Origin of the sequence: Flavobacterium omnivorum (assembly GCF_900099915.1) — a bacterium.
GTDB classification, from domain to species: Bacteria; Bacteroidota; Bacteroidia; order Flavobacteriales; family Flavobacteriaceae; genus Flavobacterium; species Flavobacterium omnivorum.
The window spans coordinates 211,660-235,890 of sequence record NZ_FNDB01000001.1 but is presented as its reverse complement, the minus strand read 5'-3'; the positions used below and the strand labels follow the sequence as shown (position 1 = coordinate 235,890).

Annotated in this window: 19 protein-coding genes; 5 read left to right on the top strand and 14 right to left on the bottom strand. The window is 35.3% G+C overall.

Translation table 11 applies throughout. The annotated features are described in order from the left end of the window. The first annotated feature begins 44 nt into the window (after window positions 1-44). Window positions 45-1,193, top strand: a complete 1,149-nt coding sequence (locus BLS90_RS01095; RefSeq protein ID WP_091254038.1) for a sensor histidine kinase — start codon at window positions 45-47, stop codon at window positions 1,191-1,193. Here BLS90_RS01095 and BLS90_RS01090 read toward each other — a convergent pair. The 3 genes from BLS90_RS01090 to greA all read right to left on the bottom strand — a co-directional run bounded on the left by BLS90_RS01090 (window position 1,190) and on the right by greA (window position 3,385). Beyond that, entirely contained in the window at window positions 1,190-2,362 is a 1,173-nt protein-coding gene (locus BLS90_RS01090; protein WP_091254036.1) for a transglutaminase domain-containing protein, read from the bottom strand. The two genes, BLS90_RS01095 and BLS90_RS01090, sit on opposite strands and share 4 nt — an antisense overlap. Window positions 2,363-2,454: 92 nt before the next feature. Next, window positions 2,455-2,841, bottom strand: a complete 387-nt coding sequence (locus BLS90_RS01085; RefSeq protein WP_091254035.1) for an HIT family protein — start codon at window positions 2,839-2,841, stop codon at window positions 2,455-2,457. A gap of 67 nt (window positions 2,842-2,908) precedes the next feature. Next, window positions 2,909-3,385 carry a transcription elongation factor GreA gene (gene greA / locus BLS90_RS01080; RefSeq protein ID WP_073352474.1) on the bottom strand — a complete coding sequence of 159 codons (477 nt, stop codon included), beginning with the start codon at window positions 3,383-3,385 and terminating at the stop codon, window positions 2,909-2,911. A gap of 162 nt (window positions 3,386-3,547) precedes the next feature. On the opposite strand from greA, the gene BLS90_RS01075 reads away from it, so the two are divergent. Further along, on the top strand, window positions 3,548-3,961 hold the full coding sequence (locus BLS90_RS01075; protein ID WP_091254032.1) for a Rieske (2Fe-2S) protein: 414 nt from the start codon (window positions 3,548-3,550) through the stop codon (window positions 3,959-3,961). Window positions 3,962-4,021: 60 nt separating this feature from the next. Here BLS90_RS01075 and BLS90_RS01070 read toward each other — a convergent pair whose 3' ends face one another. The 6 genes from BLS90_RS01070 to BLS90_RS01045 all read right to left on the bottom strand — a co-directional run bounded on the left by BLS90_RS01070 (window position 4,022) and on the right by BLS90_RS01045 (window position 10,977). Further along, a complete protein-coding gene (locus BLS90_RS01070; protein WP_091254029.1) occupies window positions 4,022-6,193 on the bottom strand; it encodes a TonB-dependent receptor in 2,172 nt (723 codons plus the stop codon). Between the two features lie 238 nt (window positions 6,194-6,431). Continuing rightward, window positions 6,432-6,833, bottom strand: coding sequence for an alternative ribosome rescue aminoacyl-tRNA hydrolase ArfB (arfB, locus tag BLS90_RS01065; RefSeq protein WP_091254026.1), 402 nt, complete (start codon window positions 6,831-6,833; stop codon window positions 6,432-6,434). 38 nt (window positions 6,834-6,871) lie between these two features. After that, window positions 6,872-8,995, bottom strand: coding sequence for a DUF4301 family protein (locus BLS90_RS01060; RefSeq protein ID WP_091254023.1), 2,124 nt, complete (start codon window positions 8,993-8,995; stop codon window positions 6,872-6,874). Further along, window positions 8,950-9,579: a nicotinamide riboside transporter PnuC gene (gene pnuC / locus BLS90_RS01055; RefSeq protein WP_091254020.1), complete on the bottom strand. Its 630-nt coding sequence runs from the start codon at window positions 9,577-9,579 to the stop codon at window positions 8,950-8,952. Before pnuC ends, BLS90_RS01060 begins: the two co-directional genes overlap by 46 nt. Window positions 9,580-9,582: 3 nt before the next feature. Next, window positions 9,583-10,299, bottom strand: coding sequence for a geranylgeranylglyceryl/heptaprenylglyceryl phosphate synthase (locus BLS90_RS01050; protein ID WP_091254017.1), 717 nt, complete (start codon window positions 10,297-10,299; stop codon window positions 9,583-9,585). A gap of 36 nt (window positions 10,300-10,335) precedes the next feature. Continuing rightward, window positions 10,336-10,977 carry a 4'-phosphopantetheinyl transferase family protein gene (locus BLS90_RS01045; RefSeq protein ID WP_091254014.1) on the bottom strand — a complete coding sequence of 214 codons (642 nt, stop codon included), beginning with the start codon at window positions 10,975-10,977 and terminating at the stop codon, window positions 10,336-10,338. Between the two features lie 299 nt (window positions 10,978-11,276). Between BLS90_RS01045 and ahcY the strand changes: the two genes are divergently transcribed. After that, on the top strand, window positions 11,277-12,593 hold the full coding sequence (gene ahcY / locus BLS90_RS01040; protein WP_091254011.1) for an adenosylhomocysteinase: 1,317 nt from the start codon (window positions 11,277-11,279) through the stop codon (window positions 12,591-12,593). A gap of 659 nt (window positions 12,594-13,252) precedes the next feature. Here ahcY and BLS90_RS01035 read toward each other — a convergent pair. Continuing rightward, window positions 13,253-13,696: a nucleoside deaminase gene (locus BLS90_RS01035; protein ID WP_091254625.1), complete on the bottom strand. Its 444-nt coding sequence runs from the start codon at window positions 13,694-13,696 to the stop codon at window positions 13,253-13,255. 94 nt (window positions 13,697-13,790) lie between these two features. Between BLS90_RS01035 and BLS90_RS01030 the strand changes: the two genes are divergently transcribed. Then, window positions 13,791-15,572 (top strand): 1-deoxy-D-xylulose-5-phosphate synthase, encoded by a 1,782-nt coding sequence (locus tag BLS90_RS01030; RefSeq protein ID WP_091254009.1) that lies wholly within the window; start codon window positions 13,791-13,793, stop codon window positions 15,570-15,572. A gap of 143 nt (window positions 15,573-15,715) precedes the next feature. Beyond that, window positions 15,716-16,750, top strand: a complete 1,035-nt coding sequence (locus BLS90_RS01025) for a DUF3078 domain-containing protein (protein WP_091254004.1) — start codon at window positions 15,716-15,718, stop codon at window positions 16,748-16,750. Between the two features lie 87 nt (window positions 16,751-16,837). Here BLS90_RS01025 and BLS90_RS01020 read toward each other — a convergent pair whose 3' ends face one another. The 4 genes from BLS90_RS01020 to BLS90_RS01005 form a co-directional block, all read right to left on the bottom strand. Continuing rightward, on the bottom strand, window positions 16,838-19,498 hold the full coding sequence (locus BLS90_RS01020) for a T9SS-dependent M36 family metallopeptidase (protein WP_091254001.1): 2,661 nt from the start codon (window positions 19,496-19,498) through the stop codon (window positions 16,838-16,840). A gap of 90 nt (window positions 19,499-19,588) precedes the next feature. Next, window positions 19,589-20,932 (bottom strand): dGTP triphosphohydrolase, encoded by a 1,344-nt coding sequence (gene dgt / locus BLS90_RS01015; protein ID WP_091254000.1) that lies wholly within the window; start codon window positions 20,930-20,932, stop codon window positions 19,589-19,591. Between the two features lie 121 nt (window positions 20,933-21,053). Then, the gene (locus BLS90_RS01010) at window positions 21,054-21,521 is read right to left on the bottom strand and encodes an RDD family protein (RefSeq protein WP_091253998.1); all 468 of its coding nucleotides are present in this window, start codon (window positions 21,519-21,521) and stop codon (window positions 21,054-21,056) included. A 285-nt stretch (window positions 21,522-21,806) separates the two neighbouring features. Beyond that, window positions 21,807-24,221: a ribonucleoside-diphosphate reductase subunit alpha gene (locus tag BLS90_RS01005; RefSeq protein ID WP_091253996.1), complete on the bottom strand. Its 2,415-nt coding sequence runs from the start codon at window positions 24,219-24,221 to the stop codon at window positions 21,807-21,809. Window positions 24,222-24,231 lie beyond the last annotated feature (10 nt).

Sequence of the window (24,231 nt, the reverse complement as noted above, 5' to 3'; positions counted from 1 at the left end):
CAAAAGCTTTTATTTCGTTATATTTATCATTCAAATTTTCATTTATGCAGTTTTCTGAAAGAAGAAATACAACCCGTTGGATTATCATTTTTGCCTCTTTTTTTATAATTTCCTTAATTCTTTGGAACACTTACACTTTTTTTCAAATTTTTAAAAATGAAGAACGCTTAAAAATGAACCTTTGGGCACAAGCCCAAAAAACACTGATTAACGCGGGCGAAAATACAGAAGTCGAACTTCCACTTCAGATTTTCAGCAACAACACTTCGATTCCCATTGTGCTCACCGAAAATGATAGCATCATAAATACCGTTAATATTGATGAATCCGTTGTAGAGAACAAGCAAAAAGCAATCGCTTTTTTACGAGACTTAAAAAATGAAAATGAGCCTATTGTAATTGAATACGTCCCAGGAAAATTTCAAAATTTATACTATGGTAATTCTGCTTTACTGAATAAATTAAAGTATTATCCTGTTGCCTTGGTACTTATTATTGTTTTATTTGGAAGTTTGGTTTATAACTTTTACCGGAGTACCAAAATGGCTACGCAAAATAAACTTTGGGCCGGAATGGCCAAAGAAACCGCACACCAGATAGGAACGCCGCTCTCTTCCTTAATTGGCTGGGTCGAACTCTTGAAATCTGAAAATGTAGACGAAAGTACCACCTTTGAAATTGAAAAAGACATTGAGCGTTTGCAAACCATAACCGACCGTTTCTCGAAAATAGGATCGGAACCCAAATTAGAAAACAAAGATATCGTAGCCGAAACTCAACAATCCTACGACTATTTACAATCCCGATTTTCCAAGCAAATTGAGTTTTCATTTAAGGCGCCAAAGTCGCCTATTATGGTTTCATTGAATCCCACTCTACACAGTTGGACCATAGAAAACTTAGTGAAAAACGCCATAGACGCGATGAAAGGCAAAGGAAAACTAGCCTTAGAAATTGAGCAAGAAGGAGATTATGTAAAAATAAATGTATCAGATACCGGCGGCGGAATTCAGAAAAATCAATTCAAAAGTATTTTCGAACCTGGTTTTACCACCAAAAAAAGAGGTTGGGGATTAGGACTTTCATTGACCAAAAGAATTGTAGAAGAATACCACAAAGGAACCATTAAAGTCTCACATTCCGAAATTGGAAAAGGAACAACGATGCAAGTGAGTTTAAAAAAAGCCCTCTAATTTGATGAAATTCTATTCTGGGTGATTTTAAAAAACATTGTTTTTCTACTAATTTTAGACTTGCTCAAATAGTTTTGTACAAATGAAACATGTTCATTGGCTTGTGCCAAAGCTTTACTCAGGGATTTTTTGATTGAAGCCACATTAGCTGAATTCTCACTTCCTACAGCACCCAATGCATAGATTGAGTCTTGGCATTTAGCTAGTTTTTTCTGTGGAGTCTGGATCATATTGCTAATTTCATCGTCTGAAAAAGTAGGCTTGAACTGATTGTTTCGGTAATGAACAAAATCATTCAGCAAGACAACTGCAAGGTTCATTTCGTTTACAATTGCGTTTAATTTCTCGATATTGGCATTTCTTCGCAAATACTCTAATTTTTTCTTTTTGAACTCAAAACGTTCTAGAACCAAAGCGTTTTTTAATCCGTTTTTTTCTATTCTTTGTGCTGAGGCATGCAACTGATCGGCTTCAGACAGTGCATTGTATTTGCTGATTTCTTGTTCATAATCAAAGTATTTTTTGGATGTATTCATTTGGACTTTTCCTTCGTAAAATTCACCATTAGTAATGGGATAGTGCAGAAATTGCCATAAATAGTCAAATGGAATATGCGAGGCAATTATTTTAGCTGGATCGGCCTTAAAATAAAGATTATTTAGTTTTTTAATAAATTGCCCATTGTGAACGTATCCCGATCCCCAAGTTGGATCAAACAAATACCATTTATTGTCTACTTTTGCAGCAGTCCAAGCGTGCGCTAATTTTCCTATTGTACCATTTTGCTTATTGTAACCTTGGATAATATAGGACTCAATTCCAATTTTATCAGACAGTTCCTTTAGAACGGCAGCATAATGACTGCAAACTCCTTTTCTAGTTTTTAAAGTTCTAGTAATTTTATCTTGCGCTGTTTCACTAAAATTAACGGCATATCTATTAGCTACATCATATCTAATATTTGATGCAGTCCAGTAAAAAGCAGCTCGAATTTTATCCGCCTCTGTTTTAAAATTAGTATTGATATATGCGGCAATTGCCGTTGTAGAAGTAGTCTGATTTGAAGGAATAGCGGTCATTTTAGCGTCGACTAGCATATTTCCTATACTGCCTTGACCAAAACTTAAAAGTGAAATAAAAAGTGCAAAAAGTATAAAATTATTTTTCATATTGTAGCAGGGACTCAAAGTAAAAGGGAATAAGTTTTCACCTATTCCCTTTTAAACGAAAACCATACCAATTTATTTTATTTGTCCAACTTTTATAAATTCGATTGGATTTTTATTGCTAATGCTTCAAATTCATCTTTTGACATGGACACTTTATTTTGAAAACGCATTTCATCCATTTCATTCAATGGAATCAAATGAACATGTGCATGCGGCACCTCGAGTCCTACAACTGCCATACCAATTCGTTTGCATGGAACTGTTTTTTCAAGGGCAATTGCTATTTTTTTAGAAAATTGCATGAGTCCAATATATAAATCATCTTCAATTTCAAAAATCTTATTGATTTCTTGTTTCGGAATACAGAGTGTGTGTCCTTTTGCATTTGGATTTACATCCAAAAAAGCTAAGAAGTTTTCGTCCTCTGCAATTTTATAACACGGGATTTCTCCGTTAACTATTTTAGTAAATATTGACATAGCTGATTTGTTACAGTGGTTTATTGTTTAAAACATTAAAGAAATAACCAGATAGACTTAAAAAAAATTAATCTCTTGTGATTTCTAAAATTTCGAATTTTAAAACTCCATTTGGGACTGTAATCTCTGCAAATTCACCTACTGATTTTCCTAATAATCCTTTACCAATTGGCGAAGTAACAGATATTTTTCCAGTTTTTAAATCGGCTTCACTTTCAGCTACCAAGGTATATTTCATTTCCATTCCATTGGTCTGGTTTTTGATTTTGACATTGGACAAAACCAACACTTTAGAAACATCCAGATGTGTTTCATCAATTAATCTAGCGTTAGAATGTACTTCTTCTAGTTTAGCGATACGCATCTCTAGCATTCCTTGTGCTTCTTTGGCTGCATCGTACTCTGCGTTCTCAGAAAGATCGCCTTTGTCTCTTGCTTCGGCTATATCAGCAGATGCTTTTGGACGCATTACGCTTTTTAAATAATCCAATTCTTCTCTTAATTTCTTCAACCCTTCTGCGGTGTAATACGATACTGTACTCATAACTTCTTACTTTATATAAATAGAAAAAATCCCATCAGGACGGGATTTCTTTCCACAAAGATACTACTATTTTTTTTTCGTCTATAAATATATGTTAATCATATATAATTCAAAGTTAAATAAATTAAATTTGTTTCACTAATACTTTGACACTATTTTAAAATGAAAAAATATTCCTTCTTTTTATTAATTCTTCCTTTACTTTTTTCGTGTAGTGATTCTGGTTTTAACAATACAAATCCATATCTGCCTAATTATAGTTTTACTATGGATATCAATATGAAGTTGCCTTCCTATTCCAATCTAAAGTTTGTGAGTAACGCTGTTATTATTCCTGCACTTGGAGTACGAGGCGTTATTATTTTTAATACTGGAAGCGGCTATAATGCATTTGACGCTGCATGTCCTAATCAAGCTTTAAGTTCTTGCTCCACTATGACTATCAAAGGCATCAATGCTGTTTGTAGCTGTGACAACATAGAATACAGTTTATTTTCTGGCCAGGGACCATTACAATATCCTTTAAAGCAATATCGGGTTCAAGTAAATGGAGATGTGTTGCGCGTTTATAATTAAATCAAAAAATCCTGACAGCGAACCATCAGGATTTCATCCAATAACAAACAATTCAATTCTCTAAAACTTCAACGTCAATCCCACTAGGAAATTAATTCCCGCTTGCGGATAATAATACGGATAAACATCATACATATATCCATTAGAATCGTATTGCTTGTCTAAAAAGTTATTCACTAAACCCGTTATAATTATTTCTTTAAAAATAGTCTTAGGTTTAAAAGTGTAGGCAATGTTCAAATCATTCACGAAGTAATCTGCCAACTTAGCGGCAGGCAATTCAATGTTGTTCATGTATTGTTCCCCAACGAATTTTTGCAACCAAGAAACATGCAGATTTTCAATGGGCGTATAGACCAAAATATTTCCTGCAATAACGGATGGTGAATACGCAATATCAGTAGTTCCGTAATTTTGACCTGCAACAGCTAAATCCAAATTTTTATTTGCACTCAAGGTAAAATTTGGACGAATAATCAACTGATCTGTCAATGCTATTGTCGCATCCACTTCCAGCCCTAAGCGATAACTTTTTTCGCTGTTGGAACGTATTGGAGCACCTACATCATCTAAATTTCCTGTCAGAATCAATTGGTCTTTGTAGGCCATATAATATACGTTTGTATTGAACTGTACTTTCTCTGCAACGTATCTCCAACCCAATTCAAAGTCATTTAGCTTTTCTGGCTTTACGTTTCCGCCTTCATAATCACTTCTATTTGGTTCACGATTGGCTCTGGCATAGGATAAATACACAGAATTTCCAGCATTGATCGTATAGGTTAATCCTGTTTTGGGGTTAAAGAAATTGAAAGTATCATCCACAACTGTTGGCTGAACGCCATTCGCCTCGTAATTCACTGATCTATATTGCAAATCTCCAAATAAACTTAGCTGTTCCGTGATTTGGTAATTGGCTTTCGCAAAAATATTTCCATCCGTTTTATTGGCATAATCATCATAGTAGCGATCTCCCAACTCACTCTGAGAAGCATTTCGTGCCCAAATAACTTTTCCAAAATGGTCGCCTTCATATTTGTTCCAACCACCACCAAAAATCACATCCAGATTTTCATCCTTATAATTAGCAGAAAAAGTAGTTCCGTAGAAATCATTTTCCAACCATTTTTGACGCACTAAATCCGTTCTGTTTATTGTTGTTCCTCCAATAGTAATGGGCGTCAAGTTATAGCTGGAAAATCTAGCATCTTCTTTATAGTTTTCATAAAATCCTTTGCCTTTTGTGTAATGCAAAGCAAAATTCGTACTCCAGTTTTCAGATATTTTTTCATTCCAAAGCAATTGCGAGTGATCTTGCTGGTAATTATCGGTTTCATTGTCATAGAATCGAACATTTCCTTGTTCGTCTGTGAAAGCACCCGCTGAATTAAAGGTTCGGTCATTTTGTAACGTTTCGCCGTCTATTCCGTTCCAAGACTGGTACGTTTTCTCAGTACCGCCAAAAACCAATGCTTTTATCAAAGTCGTTTTGCCCACATACGTTCCCTGCAGAAAATACGATTTCAAATCAGAGGCTCCACGATCCACAAAGCCGTCCGACTTGATCGTTGATAAACGTCCCGCAATTTCAAAATGATTGTTCATCAAACCCGTACTGAATTTCACGGTGTGTTTTCTGGTATTGAAACTTCCAAAAGAGTTGGAGATTTCACCCGAGCTCTCTTTGGCAAAATTATCGGTAAGCATATTTAAACTGGCGCCAAAAGCCCCTGCTCCATTAGTAGAAGTTCCTACACCGCGTTGTAATTGCAAACTCTCCACTGAAGACGCAAAATCTGGCATATTCACCCAAAAAGTTCCATGACTTTCAGAATCATTATACGGAATTCCGTTGATGGTAACATTTACTCGCGTTGCATCGCTACCACGAACCCGAATACCGGTATAACCTACACCATTTCCCGCATCCGATGTAGTTACAACTGACGGCAAATAATTCATTAAAATAGGGATATCTTGTCCTAAGTTTCGGAATTTGATTTCCTTTTTACTCAAATTGCTAAAACTAACCGGTGTTTTTGTGGTTACACGAACGGCTGAAACCAAAACTTCATCAAGTGGATTAACTTGTGTAGTATCTTTGACTTGTGAAAAGGAGACTAAAGAAAATAGAGAAAAGAAAATAGAAGTACAAGGAGTTAGAACCTTGTATTTTGCAACTTTGCAACTTTGCGACTTTGCGACTTTGCGACTAATAATAATAGTATTCATCCGTAAAAAGATTACGAATAAAAGGGGGAATTATTCTTTTTGTTAAATTAAAAAATGATTGTTTCCTATAACAAAAGAAAGTAGCGTGCACACTATTTATTTGTCATTTTTTCCCTTAACAGCATTACCTGTTCAGGTTCGTTGGGTATAATCTCAGCTCGTTATTTAGAGCACCCCTTTGAGACAGCGCAAAACTAATTATAAATTATGAATTATAAATTATGAATTGGAATAAATTTTAAAAATCAGGTTTTCTACGTGTTTTTTTAATTTCAGAAATAGTTTTTTTATCCTTTATTCGCTTTCTAATAGCGGATTTAGGAATTCTTGTGGGCTTTCTTTCCTTTGGAACAAACAATGCATTTTTTATCAATTCCAAAAATCGTTTAATTACAATTTCTTTATTTCTAAATTGACTTCGGTCTTCATCACAATTCAAGATTAAAACGAAATCAGAAGTTAATCTGGAAGACAATTTGGTTTCAACCAAAAGTTTCTCTTCATGCGTTAGAGCCTGAGAATGTGACAAGTCAAAACTCAATACCACTTTCGAGGAGACTTTGTTCACGTTTTGACCACCGGCTCCACTGCTGCGGACGGCTTTAAAACTTAATTCGGATATGATTTTTTCTATCTCCATTTATGCGGTCCCAACACTTTGGGATTGTATCAGTAAATCTATTTCTGTTGATGTGGCGGTTTCAATAAATCATTCACTGTTTTTACCGGATTAAAAGTAATCAACGGCACCTGAACAAACACAGTCAACCAGTTCGCCATTGCGCCATTCCATAAACCTGGCAACTCATATCCTTTGATACTTTTGCCTGCTACATTTTTCTCTACAATAAAACCACTATTATTATCAACAAATTGAGTCAGATCAAATTTCTCTTTTTTATAATTTTTAATGCCACAAACTAAATCAACCGGATTAAAATGGGTAGCAGCATTCAGAATTGCCTTTTGATTGTCATTGTCCAAATCAATTTGAGAACTCTCTACGATTTGTAACGAAACCGCACCTTGATCATTGCGCACCCAAAACGGCCCTCCGCCAGGCTCCCCTTCATTTTTTACCATTCCGCAAACGCGAATAGGGCTGTTTATAAGAGTTTGCAGTTCAATGACTTTGCTTTCCAAGTTTTGGGAATGAAAATCATCATTCATTGTTATATTCAATTTTTCCTTTGAAAAAAGAATGATTTCATCTATCAACTCTGGTTCAACTTTGACAGAATCTAAATCGTTTAAATATCTAAAAACCTGTTGCTGAGTTGCCAATAAAATCCCAGCTAATCCTTTTTTGTACAAAGAAATTTTCTCAACATTATTTTGAATTACATTGTCAATATTTTTGATAAAAACAAGATCAGCCTCTAAATTATTCAAATTCTCAATCAAAGCGCCGTGACCTCCGGGCCTAAAAACTAATTGTCCCTTTTCATCTCGGAACGGCTTGTTTTTCATACTAACCGCAATCGTATCAGTTCGTTTGTTTTGATAAGAGTAACTAACATTTATTACCACATCTGATTCCTTTTCAATTTTGGATCTAACAGAATCAATAATGTTTTCAAAATGTTTTTGGTGCGATTCTGAAACTGTAAAATGTAAATTAGAAGCATTTTTTGCACTCGAGTAATGAGCACATTCCCACAAATGCTCTTCTACCGGAGTTGCAATATAAGTTTTGTATTTGTGAAAAGGAAGAATCCCTTTTGGTTTATTAGCAAAATCAAAATGGTCCGATGACAGCAATAATTTTATGAAATAATAATTTTTCAAACTTCGATCCAAAGTATCAAAATCTGAGAATTCAGCTCTAAGCTTACTATCAATGGCGTCAAAAAAAGGAAATTTTTCCATTCCTACGATAAAAACAGCAAGTTTATTTGCTTTTTTTTGATTGATATAGGCATTAATTGATTCATTTTCGAGGTCAAACTCATTGAGAAATTCATTCAAAAACTTAAACATTCTGCTTGCAGCGCCTGATGCTGGAACAAATTTATTTAATTTTAGACCTGATTTATTAGCGTCAAAAAAACTGGCTTTCTCCAGAAAATCCTTCTCGGATAATTTTAAAATACCATTTGACAACGTTGCTGGACTCACTAAATCTGCTTTTGGTATTCCTTCTTTAAAGAAATTAAGTTGCTTTTGAATAGTTACAATTGGAATTCCATACTCCTGAATATAAATAAAATCACTTGACGAAAGCCCTAATTCTCTGGCCAAACTTAAATCTTCAATAATTGAGACTGCTTTTTTTAGTCTCAAATCCTTATCTCCGGAAAGGGTTATAAATGGCTTATTGTTATCGATTAAAGATTGCTTAAAAACCGCAAAAACAGATTCTCTTCCCTCCGCTTTATCTCTTAGGTCGTCTCTTTCCCAAGGCACATCAATATCCGTAAGGAAGAATAAATCGTATTCATGTTCGCAAGCCGCTTCATCCAACAAAGGATCACAATAGTTATAATATACCTCTGAAAAAACCTTAGTCACCATTAAATTCGTATCACAAAAAAGATATTTATTGGCAATGAGCGTTCGCTCATTTTCTAATTTAGTTTGACCATAAGCAATAGGAAGCATGTCGTCAACTGTGCATATTTGCTGACTTGAATCCCACTTTTCCTGCAGATAATCGCGTGCAAATTCAGGAACCCATTCGGTTTTATAGTAGTCCGCAAGCTGTCTTGCCAATGTAGTCTTGCCAGTACTTTCGGGACCAAATAAGGCTATTTTAATTATTTTTGTGGCTCCATTACTGAGCTGTTTGATATTTTCTTCCATTCTAAATAGCCAAAAATGGCGACTACGGTAAATACTATATATTGAAAACTGGTAAAAGTATAGCCTTTTGCAAAATACAACGGAATGGAAATTACATCTCCAATAATCCAAAATATCCAATTCTCTACTTTTCTTTTGGCCATGAGCCACATTCCTACAAAGAAAATTCCTGTAATAAATGTATCTACATACGCGTACCAAGTGGTGAATTTATCAAAATAGTGATATACAGAAACCACAAAGGCGACGGTAAATATAAAAAGAATTATCGCAATTCGTTTTTCAGAACTCGATATTTTTGAAATTGGGAATTCTTCTGAATCTCCTTTTTTCCGAGTCCAATGGTACCAACCGTAAATACTCATCACAAAATAATAGCCGTTGATCATCATATCGCCCCATAAAGTCCATTTCCAAAGCAAATACACAAACATTGAGGTACTTACTAAACCGGTTGGAAAAACCAAAATATTATCTTTTTTAGCATACCACACGCTCAATAATCCGAAAATGACCGCAACAATTTCCAAAATAATATCTAATGTTGGGTATTCGCTGTACTGAGAAAAAAAATAATCAATCATTCACTATTCTTTAAAAAAGTTATTATTGTATTCATAAGCAGTTCCTATTACCACTAAATCGGCTCCTGCATTATAAGCGTTTTCAATTCCCTGCAAATCTACAATTCCGCCACCAACAAGTAACGGAATCTCAATATTATAAGAAATTTTTTTAATCATTTCTAAAGGAACTGCTTGTTTTGCTCCACTTCCCGCTTCCAGATAAATCAACTTATTACCTAACATCTCGCCAGCTTGTGCCGTTGCCATTGCTAAATCAAGATTATTTCTATCTAAAGGTTTGGTTTTACTAACGCGTTCCACGGCAGTTTCATTGCCACTTTCAATTAAAATATAACCGGTAGAAATAATTTCGAGTTGCGTTTTCTTTAAAATGGGCGCTGCTTTTACTTGGTGTTCGATTAGAAAATCCGGATTGCGACCAGAGATAAGAGACAAAAACAAAATCGCATCGGCTTTATCTGAAATCTGGGAAGGATTTCCGGGGAATAAAATTATTGGTAAAGTACAATTTTGTTTGATTTGTATAATCAGTTCGTCTAAAATATTTGTTGTAACCTGACTTCCTCCGATGAAAATGTGGGTAGCTGGCGATTGATGTATTTTTGAAACTAGTACTGCAATAGTGTGCAAATCAATTTTATCAGGATCCAGTAAAACGGCGAGTAATTTTGTATTCTCGCTTTTTGCTTTTAAAATATCTTTATAGATGTTCGTCATACGTTTTACAGCATATTTGCGAATTTGAGGTTGGTTTTAATTTTCGAAAGCGTAAACTAATGTAAAATCTTCTATTTCTTCAAAATGAATGTTGAAATCCTTAACCCAATCATTAAAATAAAGTTTGGCTAGAGTCTGTTCAGTATCAATTTGAAACGCTTCAACGCAAATGTGCTCTTTGAAACTGATTCCTTTTTCATTTCTAATTTTAAATATGGATTCTTTGGCGCCCCATATTGCGGTTAGTTTTCGAATATACTCATCACTTTGCGGATCCAAAAACTGAAATTCCGATTCGCAGAATTTATCAGCAATTCGGATGATTTTATCTCTCTGCATTTCGATGTCTATTCCTACGGTTTCATCACTGATGATTATAGCCGAAAAATTGTGGGAATGGGTAATCGAAATGTGTTTCTCCCCATGAAGATGTGGTTTCCCGAATTCATCATAATACAAATCTAAATCGGTGTATCCTGTTTCCTGCAATAACTTGCGCACACTAAGGAAAGCACGTTGATGTATTTCGGATTTCATACCATTTAGGCGAATGCGGTTGCTGTCGTTTAAAACCACTTGCTTTATTAATTCCGCATAGGTTTCTGTAACTTTCCAAACGAGGATTTGGGTAGTGGCCTCAAGGCTTCGGGATATAACTTTGGTTTTATAAAGTGGCATCGTTTTATGATCTTGATTTTTATCCCCGATTATTTCACTTGATTTTCATTTTCATCGGAGTTCACTGAACCTCGTTTGAAGTGGAAATCCTTTTTATTTCTCCTTTAAAAATAAAAAGATGGCAACAAAAAGCGGGAAATAGCTCCAAAAATTAAAAAATATTGGGCTTAAAAAAAATTATTTTACTGATTTTTAAAACATTACAAAATTAAACAATTCATAAATATTTGTGATTCCTTTTAAAATCACAACTTATTATGTAATTTTGCAAAAAATTTACACTTACAAATATACTATAAATGAGTACTACAACTATGCCTTTTGTGGCTTTCAAAGTTAAAGACATTTCTCTAGCGGCTTGGGGAAGAAAAGAAATTGAATTAGCTGAAGCTGAAATGCCAGGTTTAATGGCGCTTCGTGCTGAATATAAAAACGAACAACCACTTGCTGGTTCTCGTATTGCAGGATGTTTGCACATGACAATTCAGACTGCGGTTTTGATTGAAACTTTAATCGCGCTTGGAGCTGAGGTGACTTGGTCTTCATGCAACATTTTCTCTACGCAAGATCAAGCTGCTGCTGCAATTGCTGCTGCTGGTATTCAAGTGTATGCTTGGAAAGGGTTAAATGAAGAAGATTTTGACTGGTGTATTGAGCAAACCTTATTCTTTGGTGAAGATAGAAAACCATTGAATATGATTCTTGATGACGGTGGAGATTTGACCAACATGGTGATTGACCGTTACCCGGAATTAGTTGCAGGAATCAAAGGATTGTCTGAAGAAACTACTACTGGAGTTCACAGATTGTACGAAAGAGTAAAAGCAGGAACATTGCCTATGCCAGCAATCAACGTGAATGACTCGGTTACTAAATCAAAATTTGATAACAAATACGGTTGTAAAGAATCTGCAGTTGATGCGGTTCGTCGTGCAACTGATATTATGCTTGCTGCAAAAAGAGTAATTGTTTGTGGTTACGGTGATGTAGGAAAAGGAACAGCGGCTTCGTTTAGAGGTGCTGGTTCTATTGTTACCGTTACTGAAATTGATCCAATTTGTGCACTTCAAGCGGCCATGGACGGTTTTGAAGTTAAAAAATTAGATACTGTTATTGCAACTGCTGATATTATCATTACTACAACTGGAAATAAAGATATCGTTTTAGGATCTCATTTCGAAAAAATGAAAGACAAAACTATCGTTTGTAACATTGGACATTTTGATAACGAAATTGATATGGCTTGGTTGAACGCCAACCACGGCGCATCAAAAGTAGAAATTAAACCACAAGTAGATAAATACACTATCGCCGGAAATGATATCATCCTTTTGGCCGAAGGTCGTTTAGTAAACCTTGGTTGTGCTACAGGTCACCCAAGTTTTGTAATGAGTAACTCATTTACTAACCAAACGCTAGCTCAAATCGAATTGTGGAAAAACAGCGCAGCATATAACAATGATGTGTACATGTTACCAAAACATTTAGATGAGAAAGTAGCCATGTTACACTTAGCTAAATTAGGTGTTGAATTAGAGACTTTACGTAGTGATCAAGCGGATTATATTGGTGTTCCTGTTGAAGGCCCATTCAAACCAGAATATTACAGATACTAGTCCTATTTGTCATTCTGACCTTAGGAAGAATCTAAACCCTTACAGCAATGTGAGGGTTTTTTGTTTTTGGGCGTGACCCTGCGTAAAAACTTCGGGTCGGGCTTTTCATTTCAATCTTTATTCCACTGCGTTCCATAAAGGATTTCCACTGCAATCCCTCACGCTTCTGGACGTGTGTCGACATCGAAACACCTAGCTACTATTTTTAAAATCAAAAAACCAACTTAAAAAAACGCTATTTTTATCATTTTATACCCTCTTCCTGCTATTAAATAAAAATTTACTTCACCTAAACCACAAATAGAAAATCTATTTAGCACCACAAATCAACGCATAAAAGTCTCAAATTAACAACGGTCAAACCACTTTTTCAAAACAACAAAAAGGTTGTAATAGCAAAATTGTCAAGAGAAGTACAGAAAGCAATAAAAATAGCTTCAAAAGAATAGGGAAAATAAGGTATTATAGAAACAAAACAAGAAAAATTAAAAAGTCTTCTAAAAAACAATCAGAATTCTAAATCTCTAAAGAACTCGACAACACTAAATCCTTCAGCCTTAAGCGAAACGGGTTTTTAAGACACTGTTTTTACATTAGGCTTCAAAAAAACCAGCATAGACAACGAATTATTACTCGGAACATTAAGGAAAGCTGTTAGTTCACTTTCGTTTTTCTATAAAAAAACGCTTCATTAAATCAGCCGCTTCATCAGCTAAAACGCCACTAACTACTTTAGTTTTAGGATGCAATTGCGTTCCCATTTTTATAAAACCACGATTTTCATCTGTGGCACCATATACGATTCTCGAAATCTGACTCCAATACAAAGCGCCTGCACACATCTGACAAGGTTCCAATGTGACATAAAGCGTGCAACCAATCAAATATTTCCCGCCAAGATAATTGGCAGCAGCAGTAATAGATTGCATCTCCGCATGAGCTGTAACGTCATGAAGTAATTCGGTTAAATTATGACTGCTGGCAATCACTTTATTATCAATGACAATAACGGCGCCTACAGGAATTTCCTCTTTCTCAAAAGCCACGACAGCTTCCTGCAACGCTTTTTTCATGAAATATTCGTCAGTGAAGGGATTTATCATGGTATTGAAGGCAAATTTTGCAAATTTAAATTCTTTGTAGAACAAGTTTTTTTATCGAATGTAAAAATACAATTCCAAATCGTATATTTGCTTTATGTCAGCTAATTTACTTTCAAACTTAAACAACCCCGCCGATTTACGCAAGCTAGAGGAAACGCAACTACCTCAAGTAGCTCAAGAGTTGCGCAACTTCATTATCGATATTGTCGCCGTCAAAGAGGGGCATTTAGGAGCCAGTTTAGGTGTTGTAGAACTTACAATCGCCTTGCATTATGTATTTGACACTCCAAATGATTTATTGGTTTGGGATGTTGGTCATCAGGCTTACGGACACAAAATACTAACAGAAAGAAGAGATAATTTTCACACCAACAGGCAGTTGGGTGGCATTTCCGGCTTCCCAAAAAGAAGTGAAAGTATTTATGATGCCTTTGGCGTAGGCCACTCCTCTACTTCTATTTCGGCAGCATTGGGAATGGCAATAGCTTCTAATTTAAAAGGAGATTACAACAAACACCATATTGCAATCATTGGCGATGCATCGATAGCCTCTGGAATGGCTTTTGAAGGCTTAAATCACGCCGGAGTTACTGATGCTAATTTATTAGTCATTCTAAATGATAATGCTATTGGTATTGATCCCAGCGTAGGCGCGTTGAAACAATATTTGACTGCAGTAAAAGCGGGAAAAAATCCGAGACAGAATAACATGATTAAATCATTGAATTTTGATTATTCGGGACCTATTGACGGTCATGATATTTTTGCCGTAATTAAAGAATTGAAACGTTTACAAAAAATAAAAGGACCCAAGTTCCTTCACATCATCACAACGAAGGGTAAAGGATTACAACAAGCCGAAGAAAACCAGGTAATTTATCATGCTCCTGGAAAATTTGATGCTACAACTGGAGCGCTTCAGCCCAAATCCGAAGAAAATTTACCTCCTAAATATCAAGATGTTTTTGGCTTGACTATTTTAGATTTAGCTAGAAAAAACGAAAAAATTATAGGGATTACACCTGCGATGCCTTCTGGCTCCTCCTTAAAATTTATGATGGATGAATTCCCTAAACGGGCGTTTGATGTTGGAATTGCAGAACAACATGCGGTAACTTTAGCCGCAGGAATGGCAACCCAAGGAATGATCGTTTATTGCAATATTTATTCTACCTTTTTACAAAGAGCATACGACCAAGTGATTCATGATGTGGCTTTACAAAATCTTCCAGTAATTTTTTGTTTGGATAGAGCGGGTTTAGTGGGAGAAGACGGAGCAACACATCACGGTGTTTTTGATATAGCCTACTTGCGTTGTATTCCCAATATAATTGTGTATGCCCCTAGCAACGAAATTGCGTTACAAAATATTTTATATACAGCCCAATTAGGATTAAATAATCCAATCGCGATTCGGTATCCACGAGGACGTGGTGTAGTTACTAATTGGCAAGCTACAAATTTAGGAAAGTATCAAGAAATAGAAATCGGTAGAAGCATTTGCAAGAAGAAAGGCTCAAGAATTGCTGTCTTATCAAATGGGAGCATCGGTAACAATGTTACTTTGGCTATAGCCAAAATGCAACATCCAGAAACTATTGCACATTATGATTTTCCCTTTGTGAAGCCACTAGATGAAAAGGAATTACATACCCTATTCAATAGCTTCAATACAATAGTAACGATTGAAGACGGGACTGTAAAAGGAGGTTTTGGGAGTGCGATTCTTGAATTTGCATCTGAAAATAATTATACCTCAAAAATAACCGTTCTTGGTATTCCAGATGAATTTATAGAACAGGGAACTGTAGCTGAATTACAACAATACTGCAAAATTGACGTTAAAAGTCTTGAAATCCTTTTTTCAAACTATTAAAATAATTATTTTGCCCTCTTAAACAAAATCGGTGATGAATTCAATATATCCCAGTATATAGTGACCTGTTTTCATTGCACATCGGTATTGTAGAAGCAAATTATTGACTGAAAAACAACTATAATCCGTATAACTACCCAGAAATGAAATTGTTAACCTACACACTACTATTCCTTACCTGCTCCATCTCTTTTAATTGTTTGTCTCAAGAAGTAACAAAAATATTTTTATACGATACGATTAGACCTGCCATTACAGTATTTGGCGCAAAAAAATCGCTAAATGTACCACTCAAAATACAAACTAAAACGCATTACCTTCCCTTAACCTATTGGAGTAAAAAAAACAGCTTAGGGTTTGATATTTCTGAAGTCGCATTTATCAATTGGAGTGCCGGAGGAACTAGTTCGATTTCAGGATTATTTAAAGGTAAATTCCACAGAGTTTATAACCGAAGTAATTACAATTGGTCAAACGAACTAATTTTTAAATATGGTTTGAATAAACAAGACGGAATAGACTTACGAAAAACAGAAGATGCGATTCAGTTTAACTCTACTTTTGGCTATCGAAAAGACACGCTATCTAATTGGTTCCATTCGGCTAAATTTAATTTCAATACGCAATTCACTAATGGTTATGCCTATCCAAATACGGAAAAAGCCATCTCAAAACCTTTTGCACCCGCATACATTTTTATGGGAATAGGTGCTGAAAACATAGATAAAGAAAAGAGAAGAACATTTTATATCTCGCCATTTACCTTTAAAACTACCCTAGTTTTAGATCAAAGACTTGCTGACCAAGGAGCCTTTGGCGTTCCTAAAGCCACTTATGATTTAGATGGAAATCTACTTACAGAAGGAGAAAAATCAAAAATTGAACTTGGTTTTTTAATTACTAATAAATACAAAAAAGAGATTTTCAAAAATATCATTTTAGAAAATCGGTTGAGTTTATATTCTGATTATGTAAATCGCTTTGGAAATGTAGATATCGATTGTGATTTACAAGTAGAACTCGTGGTAAATCAATATGTTAAAGCTAATATTGGAGCACACGTAATTTACGATGACGACATCAAATCAAAAAGAGAAATCGCAGGAGTACAAGTAACTGAGGGACCAAAAATGCAAATAAGACAAGCTATTGGGGTTGGAATAGAATATATATTTTAAATAAAAAAGTCCTGAAAGTTATTGAACACGCCCCAAAAAGTTAGACACTTATTAGGGCATTTTCATTTCAGGACTTTTTTATTAAAATTACTTTATGATGATTTTCTCTGTGTAGTTCAATCCTTCTCCTTTAATGTCCATTATATAAATACCTGGAGTGAGTTGGTTTAAATTAAACATTTTTTCGTTGTTAAAATCTTCTTTAGTGATAGAATAAACTTCTCTTCCTAAAATATCAACTACTTTAATATCGACCGTACCACTGTAGTTGTTAATTCGCACTGTAATATTTCCGTTAGATGGATTTGGAAAAACACTCATGACATTAGTATTATCAACATCAACAACAGCTAACGAACAGTTTGGTCCGGCAGATGGTCTCGTAAAATCTTCAATTTGATCATTACCTACATTTGTACTACCTGCTGATGCATTCACCCCTAAACCTCGAGCTGCGAAAACTTCCCAAATCATACAATAATCTTTTCCTCCTGTTATGGCTTGATCAGCTGCTAAAATTGCATTTCTGGCATCTACAAAGGTTGGACTACAAGGCTGTAATTTAAGACCATCTAAAACAATTCGCATTAGTTTGTTATTTCCACCGACACCACTATATTTATTATTATCATACCCATATTTATTGATATAGGCCCACGTTAAATCCCAAAGCATAGTGGCCCAAACAGATCCTACTCCGTGAACAGAAGTTTCTTCAACACCATTAGTGTCGAATGATTGAAAATTATTGGTAAATGCGTAAGTCATCGGATTATTAGCTCTATCCGTTGAGTACACGTAATTTCTAATTCCCAATCCATCCGGAGCTTGAGAAGAAACAAACGTACCGATTCCTCTTTTTGCACCACCAAAATCTCCCGGTTTCAACTGCATCATTAATGCAAACCAATCAGACCAACCTTCGCCCATTTGGTCCTTATTATTTAAACAACTAGAATTATTACTTCCACCAGCTAAACGGATCGAGATTCCATGTCCGTACTCATGCGCAATTATACCATTATCAAAATCCCCATCCGCATTAACAAATGGTGTAGATTGTGTTTGTATTTTTACATTTACAGGGGCTGTCGTCATTTGGTTAATTATATCTTCCCCAATAATGTTATCAACGCTAATTGCGGGTATCGTAATTGCTGCATCGGCACCTGACATCGAAAAATTTCCCTCCACATTATTCACTACAATAACAGCAATCGCTCCAGCATTTTGGGCTGATTTTACTTTGATCACAAAATTACAGCTCCCTCTTCTAAGTATGACAATTTTACCATTTAAAGCCGCTCTATTGGAAGGAGTTACACATGCTTCCGATGTGCCACCAGAACTGTCTAAATATAAAACCAAATCAGATTGTAAAAATTGAGGTGCGATAGGCAAATCAATGCGTCCTGGACTGAAAGCGTTTTGAGTTGCCACATAATTTCCTGCCAAACTTGATGGTGAATTAATGATTAAAGGCTTTATTTCAGGACCTCTATTCCACAAAAACATTTGCATTCTACCTCTACTACCATCTACAGGAGAAGAAAAATTTGCATTGTTCAAACTAGGAGGTGTCGCTGCCGAACCATCTTGAGCTTCCGCATTTACATAATCTCCCGCCTTTCCACCACGCTCATAATTGTTTTCTTGAAAATTACCACTAGCTTCATCAAAACCATACTGATACCAGACATCATGCATTACGTTATTCATGTAAAAAAGATTGGTATTAGCTGCATCAATATACGTGGATGCGGCTATACTTGTTCCTCCATAAGGAAAATCAAACACTAAGTCTACACCGCCATCCGGGCTCGCTCCATCATCAATATTAGCTGCTTTAAAATCATCTTTGGCCCACACATTATTACCTCGGGTTATCGTATAATCTGGACCAACTTGACCGTTAATGTCATGCCAGCCATAAGGAGATGCCTTAGCATCTGAAGGATTCGAAATTAATTGGAAAGGACCATGGCTTGGACTTTCAAAATTAAATGGAATTACACGATAAGCACCTCCAGGTACAAAAGAAGATGGCCCTGTATAAATTTGTTTAGGAGTTGCACCTAAATTTTCAATTTGCGATTTTTTTGTCACCGAAAAGGCTTGACCTTGATGGAAACTGCACGAAACAACTAAATCGTTTTTCTCCAACATTTTACCATTTAACGCATCAATTCTAACGCTCCACAGATGATCATGCTTTGGCGTGTGAATGGTGAAATCCCATGCCAAGACCAATTTATTGTCTTTAGCCTGATGATAAACTAAAGTAGCAATTACCGGTTCATTAGTAGTCGTACCATCACTTATCTTAAACTTATTCGACTCTACTTTATTTAAAACGGCAAAAGTAGTATTGGTGCTTATCCCCAAATGAAAATAGGCTTTCAATAGAGCATCCGTTGCTAGTAAAGTTGGATTTGTTGCATTTACTTTCTGCGAGACATTATCAACTATTCGTTTTTGAACATCAATTACTTTTGTATTTTTTAAAGAAAAGTTAGAAACTGCCCTAAAAATTTCAATTCCTTGGTAACGCTGAATAACATAACAATTTTGGATTCCAGAAGTCGTAGTTCCGCCTTCACTCTGAATTACCCAATCGTTAAAATCACGATTTGAAATAATACTTTTCGCACTCGGAGTAGTTAGATATTGCTGAATAATTTCTCTATTCGATTGCGATAAAGCAAATAATGGTATTAAAAAAAGTAAAAAAAGTATATTTTTTTTCATAAAAAATTATTAATTAGTCAATAAATTAATCTAAAAACAAAACTAATTTTTTATATCTACATTAACAAATTAATATGGAACGCACAATTGTTAATTTTTTACAGCCGTAATGGTTTTATAAAACAACAACGCATTACCATCCGTAAGCAAGGAAATAAAGTGGCAGATATGAAGTAATCGACCATATAAATTTTCTTTCTCAAGGTGATGTTTCTCTGGTAATAGTTTTAAAATTAATGCATCATAATTAGACGCATTTCCATTAAATTTATTGTTGTAAGCGGTAATAAATTTATCCAATAAGGTTTGAATAATCTGATATCCCACAATTTCTTTTTCGATTACTTCGCGGCTTTGATAGATATTATCGACACTAATCTTAATTATATCGTCCATCTGCGCCTTGTATTTACTTTTATCCATTACTGCAAAAGGAAATTTTCCATCTAAAATCAACGTTTCATTTTCAACAAATACTTTTACAGCGTCATTTATTAAGCTTCCTATTGCTAAAGCACGCAGATAGCTAATTCTATCCTCTTTGGTTTCTAATGTTTTATATTTAGAGGTATCGATACTGTCTTTTACCAATTTTATCAGATATTCCAACGCAAAATCTTCGGAAACTAATCCAAGATTAATACCATCTTCAAAATCAATAATTGTGTAGCAAATATCATCCGCCGCTTCTACTAAATATGCCAAAGGATGCCTTTCAAAACCAATATCATCTCCGGATTTATTTGGAATTAAACCCATATCAGCAGCTACTTCCTGAAAAAAAGATTTGTCGGTTTGAAAGAAACCGTATTTTTTATCAGCAATATTTTTCGTTGGTTTCTTGGGTAAACTTTCTTTCGGATATTTCATAAAAGCACCTAAGGTCGCGTACGAGATTCGAAGTCCGCCTTCAATTCCTGGACGACTGGCTGTAAGCACTGAAAAACCATTGGCATTCCCTTCAAAATCTATTAAATCCTGCCATTCTTTATTAGAAAGCTGATCTTTGTATTGTTGTCCTTTCCCTATGGAGAAGTATTCACCAATCGCTTTTTCACCGGAATGACCAAAAGGAGGATTCCCAATATCATGCGCCAGAGATGCCGCAGCAACAATAGCACCAAAATCATTCATATGATAGCCATGAACTTCTTTCAGATAGGGATATTTTTCGATGATTTTTTTACCCACCAATCGTCCCAAAGAACGACCTACAACCGAAACCTCTAAACTATGCGTCAATCGGGTATGTACAAAATCTGTTTTTGACAAGGGAATAACCTGCGTTTTATCCTGTAAACTCCTAAAAGCGGCTGAGAAAATGATACGGTCATAATCAACCTCAAAACCCAAACGGGTATCGTCTTGTTCCACACGTAATCTTTTGCCTTTGTCGCCTTGTCGTCTTAATGATAAAAGTTGTTCCCAGTTCATCTTTGATAGTTGTAATTTCTGAATTTTTAATGAGCGAATATAAAGAAAAAGTAACGAGTTGACATAAAAAAAGCAGCCAAAAATGACCGCTTTCTAAATCGAAATGCTGAAATGAAAAGGATTACAACTTCATTTTTGCAATAAATTCATGCTTATTTACAACATAAGTAACTGATAAGGTATCATGCCACCCCCTTGAATTTCCGGACAAAAATGAAAAAGCTTCAATGGGAATCAGGCGAACTAATGTTCGTATAACAATACTTTTTACTTTTGGCTTGCTGCCATTGTGCTTTATCACTACTGTTTTAGTAAAATATTTACCAAAAGTTCTTGAAAAATAGAGCTCCATAATCGTGTAATAAAAAAATAGCACTACTAGTCCAAAAATTACATTTTCAACAATAGTTAATGAGGTGATCCATTCTGATAATTTAAAATTGCCTGTCAGTTCACCGATAATATTTATGGCTGCTCCAATACCAACTGTGAACATATAAACAATAAATAAGTCAATTATAAGGTTGAGGAATCTTTGTCCTTTAGAAGCTAATAAATCATCTGTAATAGTAAATTCTTTAGTTTCCATGTCATTTAGTATAAAAGGATTCTTTATAATGTGAATTAGTTCAAATATAGTGAATTATTTACAAATTCAAACTATTAACTCTTGATGTTTTAGCCCCGATAGAAGTGGAAATCCTTTTTATTCGCCTTTTTTCGGCGGATAAAAAGATTGCAACGGAAAGCGGGAGACAGCTCCAAAAAAAAAGGCAATTATCATTACAATAACTGCCTTTTTTGTTTTAAAAACCATTTTGTTGATGTCAACAAAATGGTTTTAAAACGAGTTTGCTTCGTTCCTCACAATGACCTACGACCCACACATTTCACATTCGTCTGGACCAGCATTTTTAGACAATTCAAGCATCGCTCTGTATTCATCGGCAGTCATTTCTACTGCTTCTGCAACTGCAGGAACAGCGATTGATTGCTCTTTAATTTCAATTGGCAATGCTTTTTTATCATTGTTCAATGTAAATTTGATTGCATCCACCGCAGCTTTTGTTCTCAAATAATACATTCCCGTTTTCAATCCAGATTGCCAAGCGTAGAAATGCATGGATGTCAATTTAGAATAATTGGCATTTTGCATGAATAAGTTCAACGATTGTGATTGATCCACAAAATAACCACGCTGACGTGACATATCGATAATGTCTTTCATGGACATTTCCCAAACGGTTTTGTACAGTTCTTTCAAGTCTTGCGGAATGTTAAGGTCTTGCACCGAACCGTTATTACGCATTAATTCTTGTTTCAAGTTTTCGTTCCACAAACCACGTTCTACTAAATCATGCAAAAGATGTTTGTTTACAACAATAAATTCCCCTGAAAGTACTCTTCTCGTATAGATATTAGAAGTATACGGTTCAAATGCTTCATTGTTACCCAAAATTTGAGATGTTGAAGCGGTTGGCATTGGCGCCACTAATAATGAGTTTCTCACGCCATGTTCCTTTACTTCTTTTCGCAAAGAAGCCCAATCCCAACGACCTGATAATTCCTCATCTTTCAATCCCCATAAATTGTATTGAAATTCTCCTTGAGATATAGGCGAACCTTTAAAACTAGAATAAGGACCTTCTTCTTTGGCCATTTCCATAGATGCGGTTACCGCTGCAAAATATAAGGTTTCAAAAATTTCTTGGTTCAGTTTTTTTGCTTCGTCGCTCGTAAAAGGCAAACGCAACATAATAAAAGCATCGGCTAAACCTTGTACACCTAGCCCAATAGGTCTGTGGCGTTTATTAGAATTTTCTCCTTCAATTACCGGATAATAATTTCTGTCAATTACCTTATTCAAATTTCTCGTTACGCGCTTGGTAACGGTATAAAACAAATCGTGATTGAATTTTTTATCTTCCACAAACATCGGCAAGGATAGTGAAGCCAGATTACAAACCGCGATTTCATCCTTAGAAGTAAATTCCATAATCTCTGTACACAAATTCGAAGAACGAATGGTACCTAGATTTTTTTGATTTGATTTTCTGTTGGCTGCATCTTTGTACAACATGTAAGGCGTTCCGGTTTCGATTTGCGATTCCAGAATTTTCTCCCACAATTCATGCGCTTTGATGGTTTTTCTACCTTTTCCACGTTTCTCATAATCAATGTACATCGCTTCAAATTCATCGCCATAAACGTCATACAATCCAGGACATTCATTTGGACACATCAAAGTCCAGTAACTATCTTCCTGCACACGTTTCATAAATAAATCCGAAGTCCACATGGCAAAGAATAAATCTCTAGCGCGCATTTCTTCTTTTCCGGTATTCTTTTTTAAGTCTAGGAATTCAAAAATATCAGCATGCCATGTCTCGATGTAAATCGCAAAACTTCCTTTGCGTTTTCCACCACCTTGATCCACATATCGTGCCGTATCATTGAATACTCGCAACATAGGAACAATTCCGTTTGAAGTTCCATTAGTACCACGAATGTAACTTCCTGTTGCACGAACATTGTGAATAGAAAGTCCAATTCCACCGGCTGATTGAGAAATTTTAGCCGTTTGTTTCAACGTATCATAAATACCGTCAATACTATCGTCTTGCATCGCCAAAAGGAAACAAGAAGACATTTGAGGTTTTGGTGTACCCGCGTTGAATAACGTTGGAGTGGCGTGGGTGAAGAATTTTTTCGACATTAAGTCGTACGTTTCAATCACAGACTTCAAATCGTCTAGGTGAATTCCAACTGAAACACGCATCAACATGTGCTGCGGACGCTCCACAATTTTACCGTTGATTTTTAGCAAATAGGAACGCTCTAATGTTTTAAAACCAAAATAATCATAGTTGAAATCTCTATTGTATATTACATGCGAATCTAAAAATTCCGCATTTTCCATGATCACTTTATGTACCTCTTCTGAAAGCAATGGAGCGTATTGTCCGTTTCTCGGATTTACATAATTGAACATATCATTCATCGTTTCTGAGAATGATTTTTTAGTATTGGAATGCAAATTCGAAATCGCAATTCTCGCTGCCAATTGTGCATAATCAGGATGCGCAATCGTCATGGATGCTGCTGTTTCGGCTGCTAAATTATCTAATTCTGACGTAGAAACTCCATCATAAAGCCCTTCAATTACTCGCATTGCTACTTTCACAGCATCTACTAAATCATTTAAACCATAGCATAGTTTTTTAATTCTATCCGTGATTTTGTCAAACATTACAGGCTCTTTGTGACCGTCTCTTTTTACTACGTACATACTTTTTTTG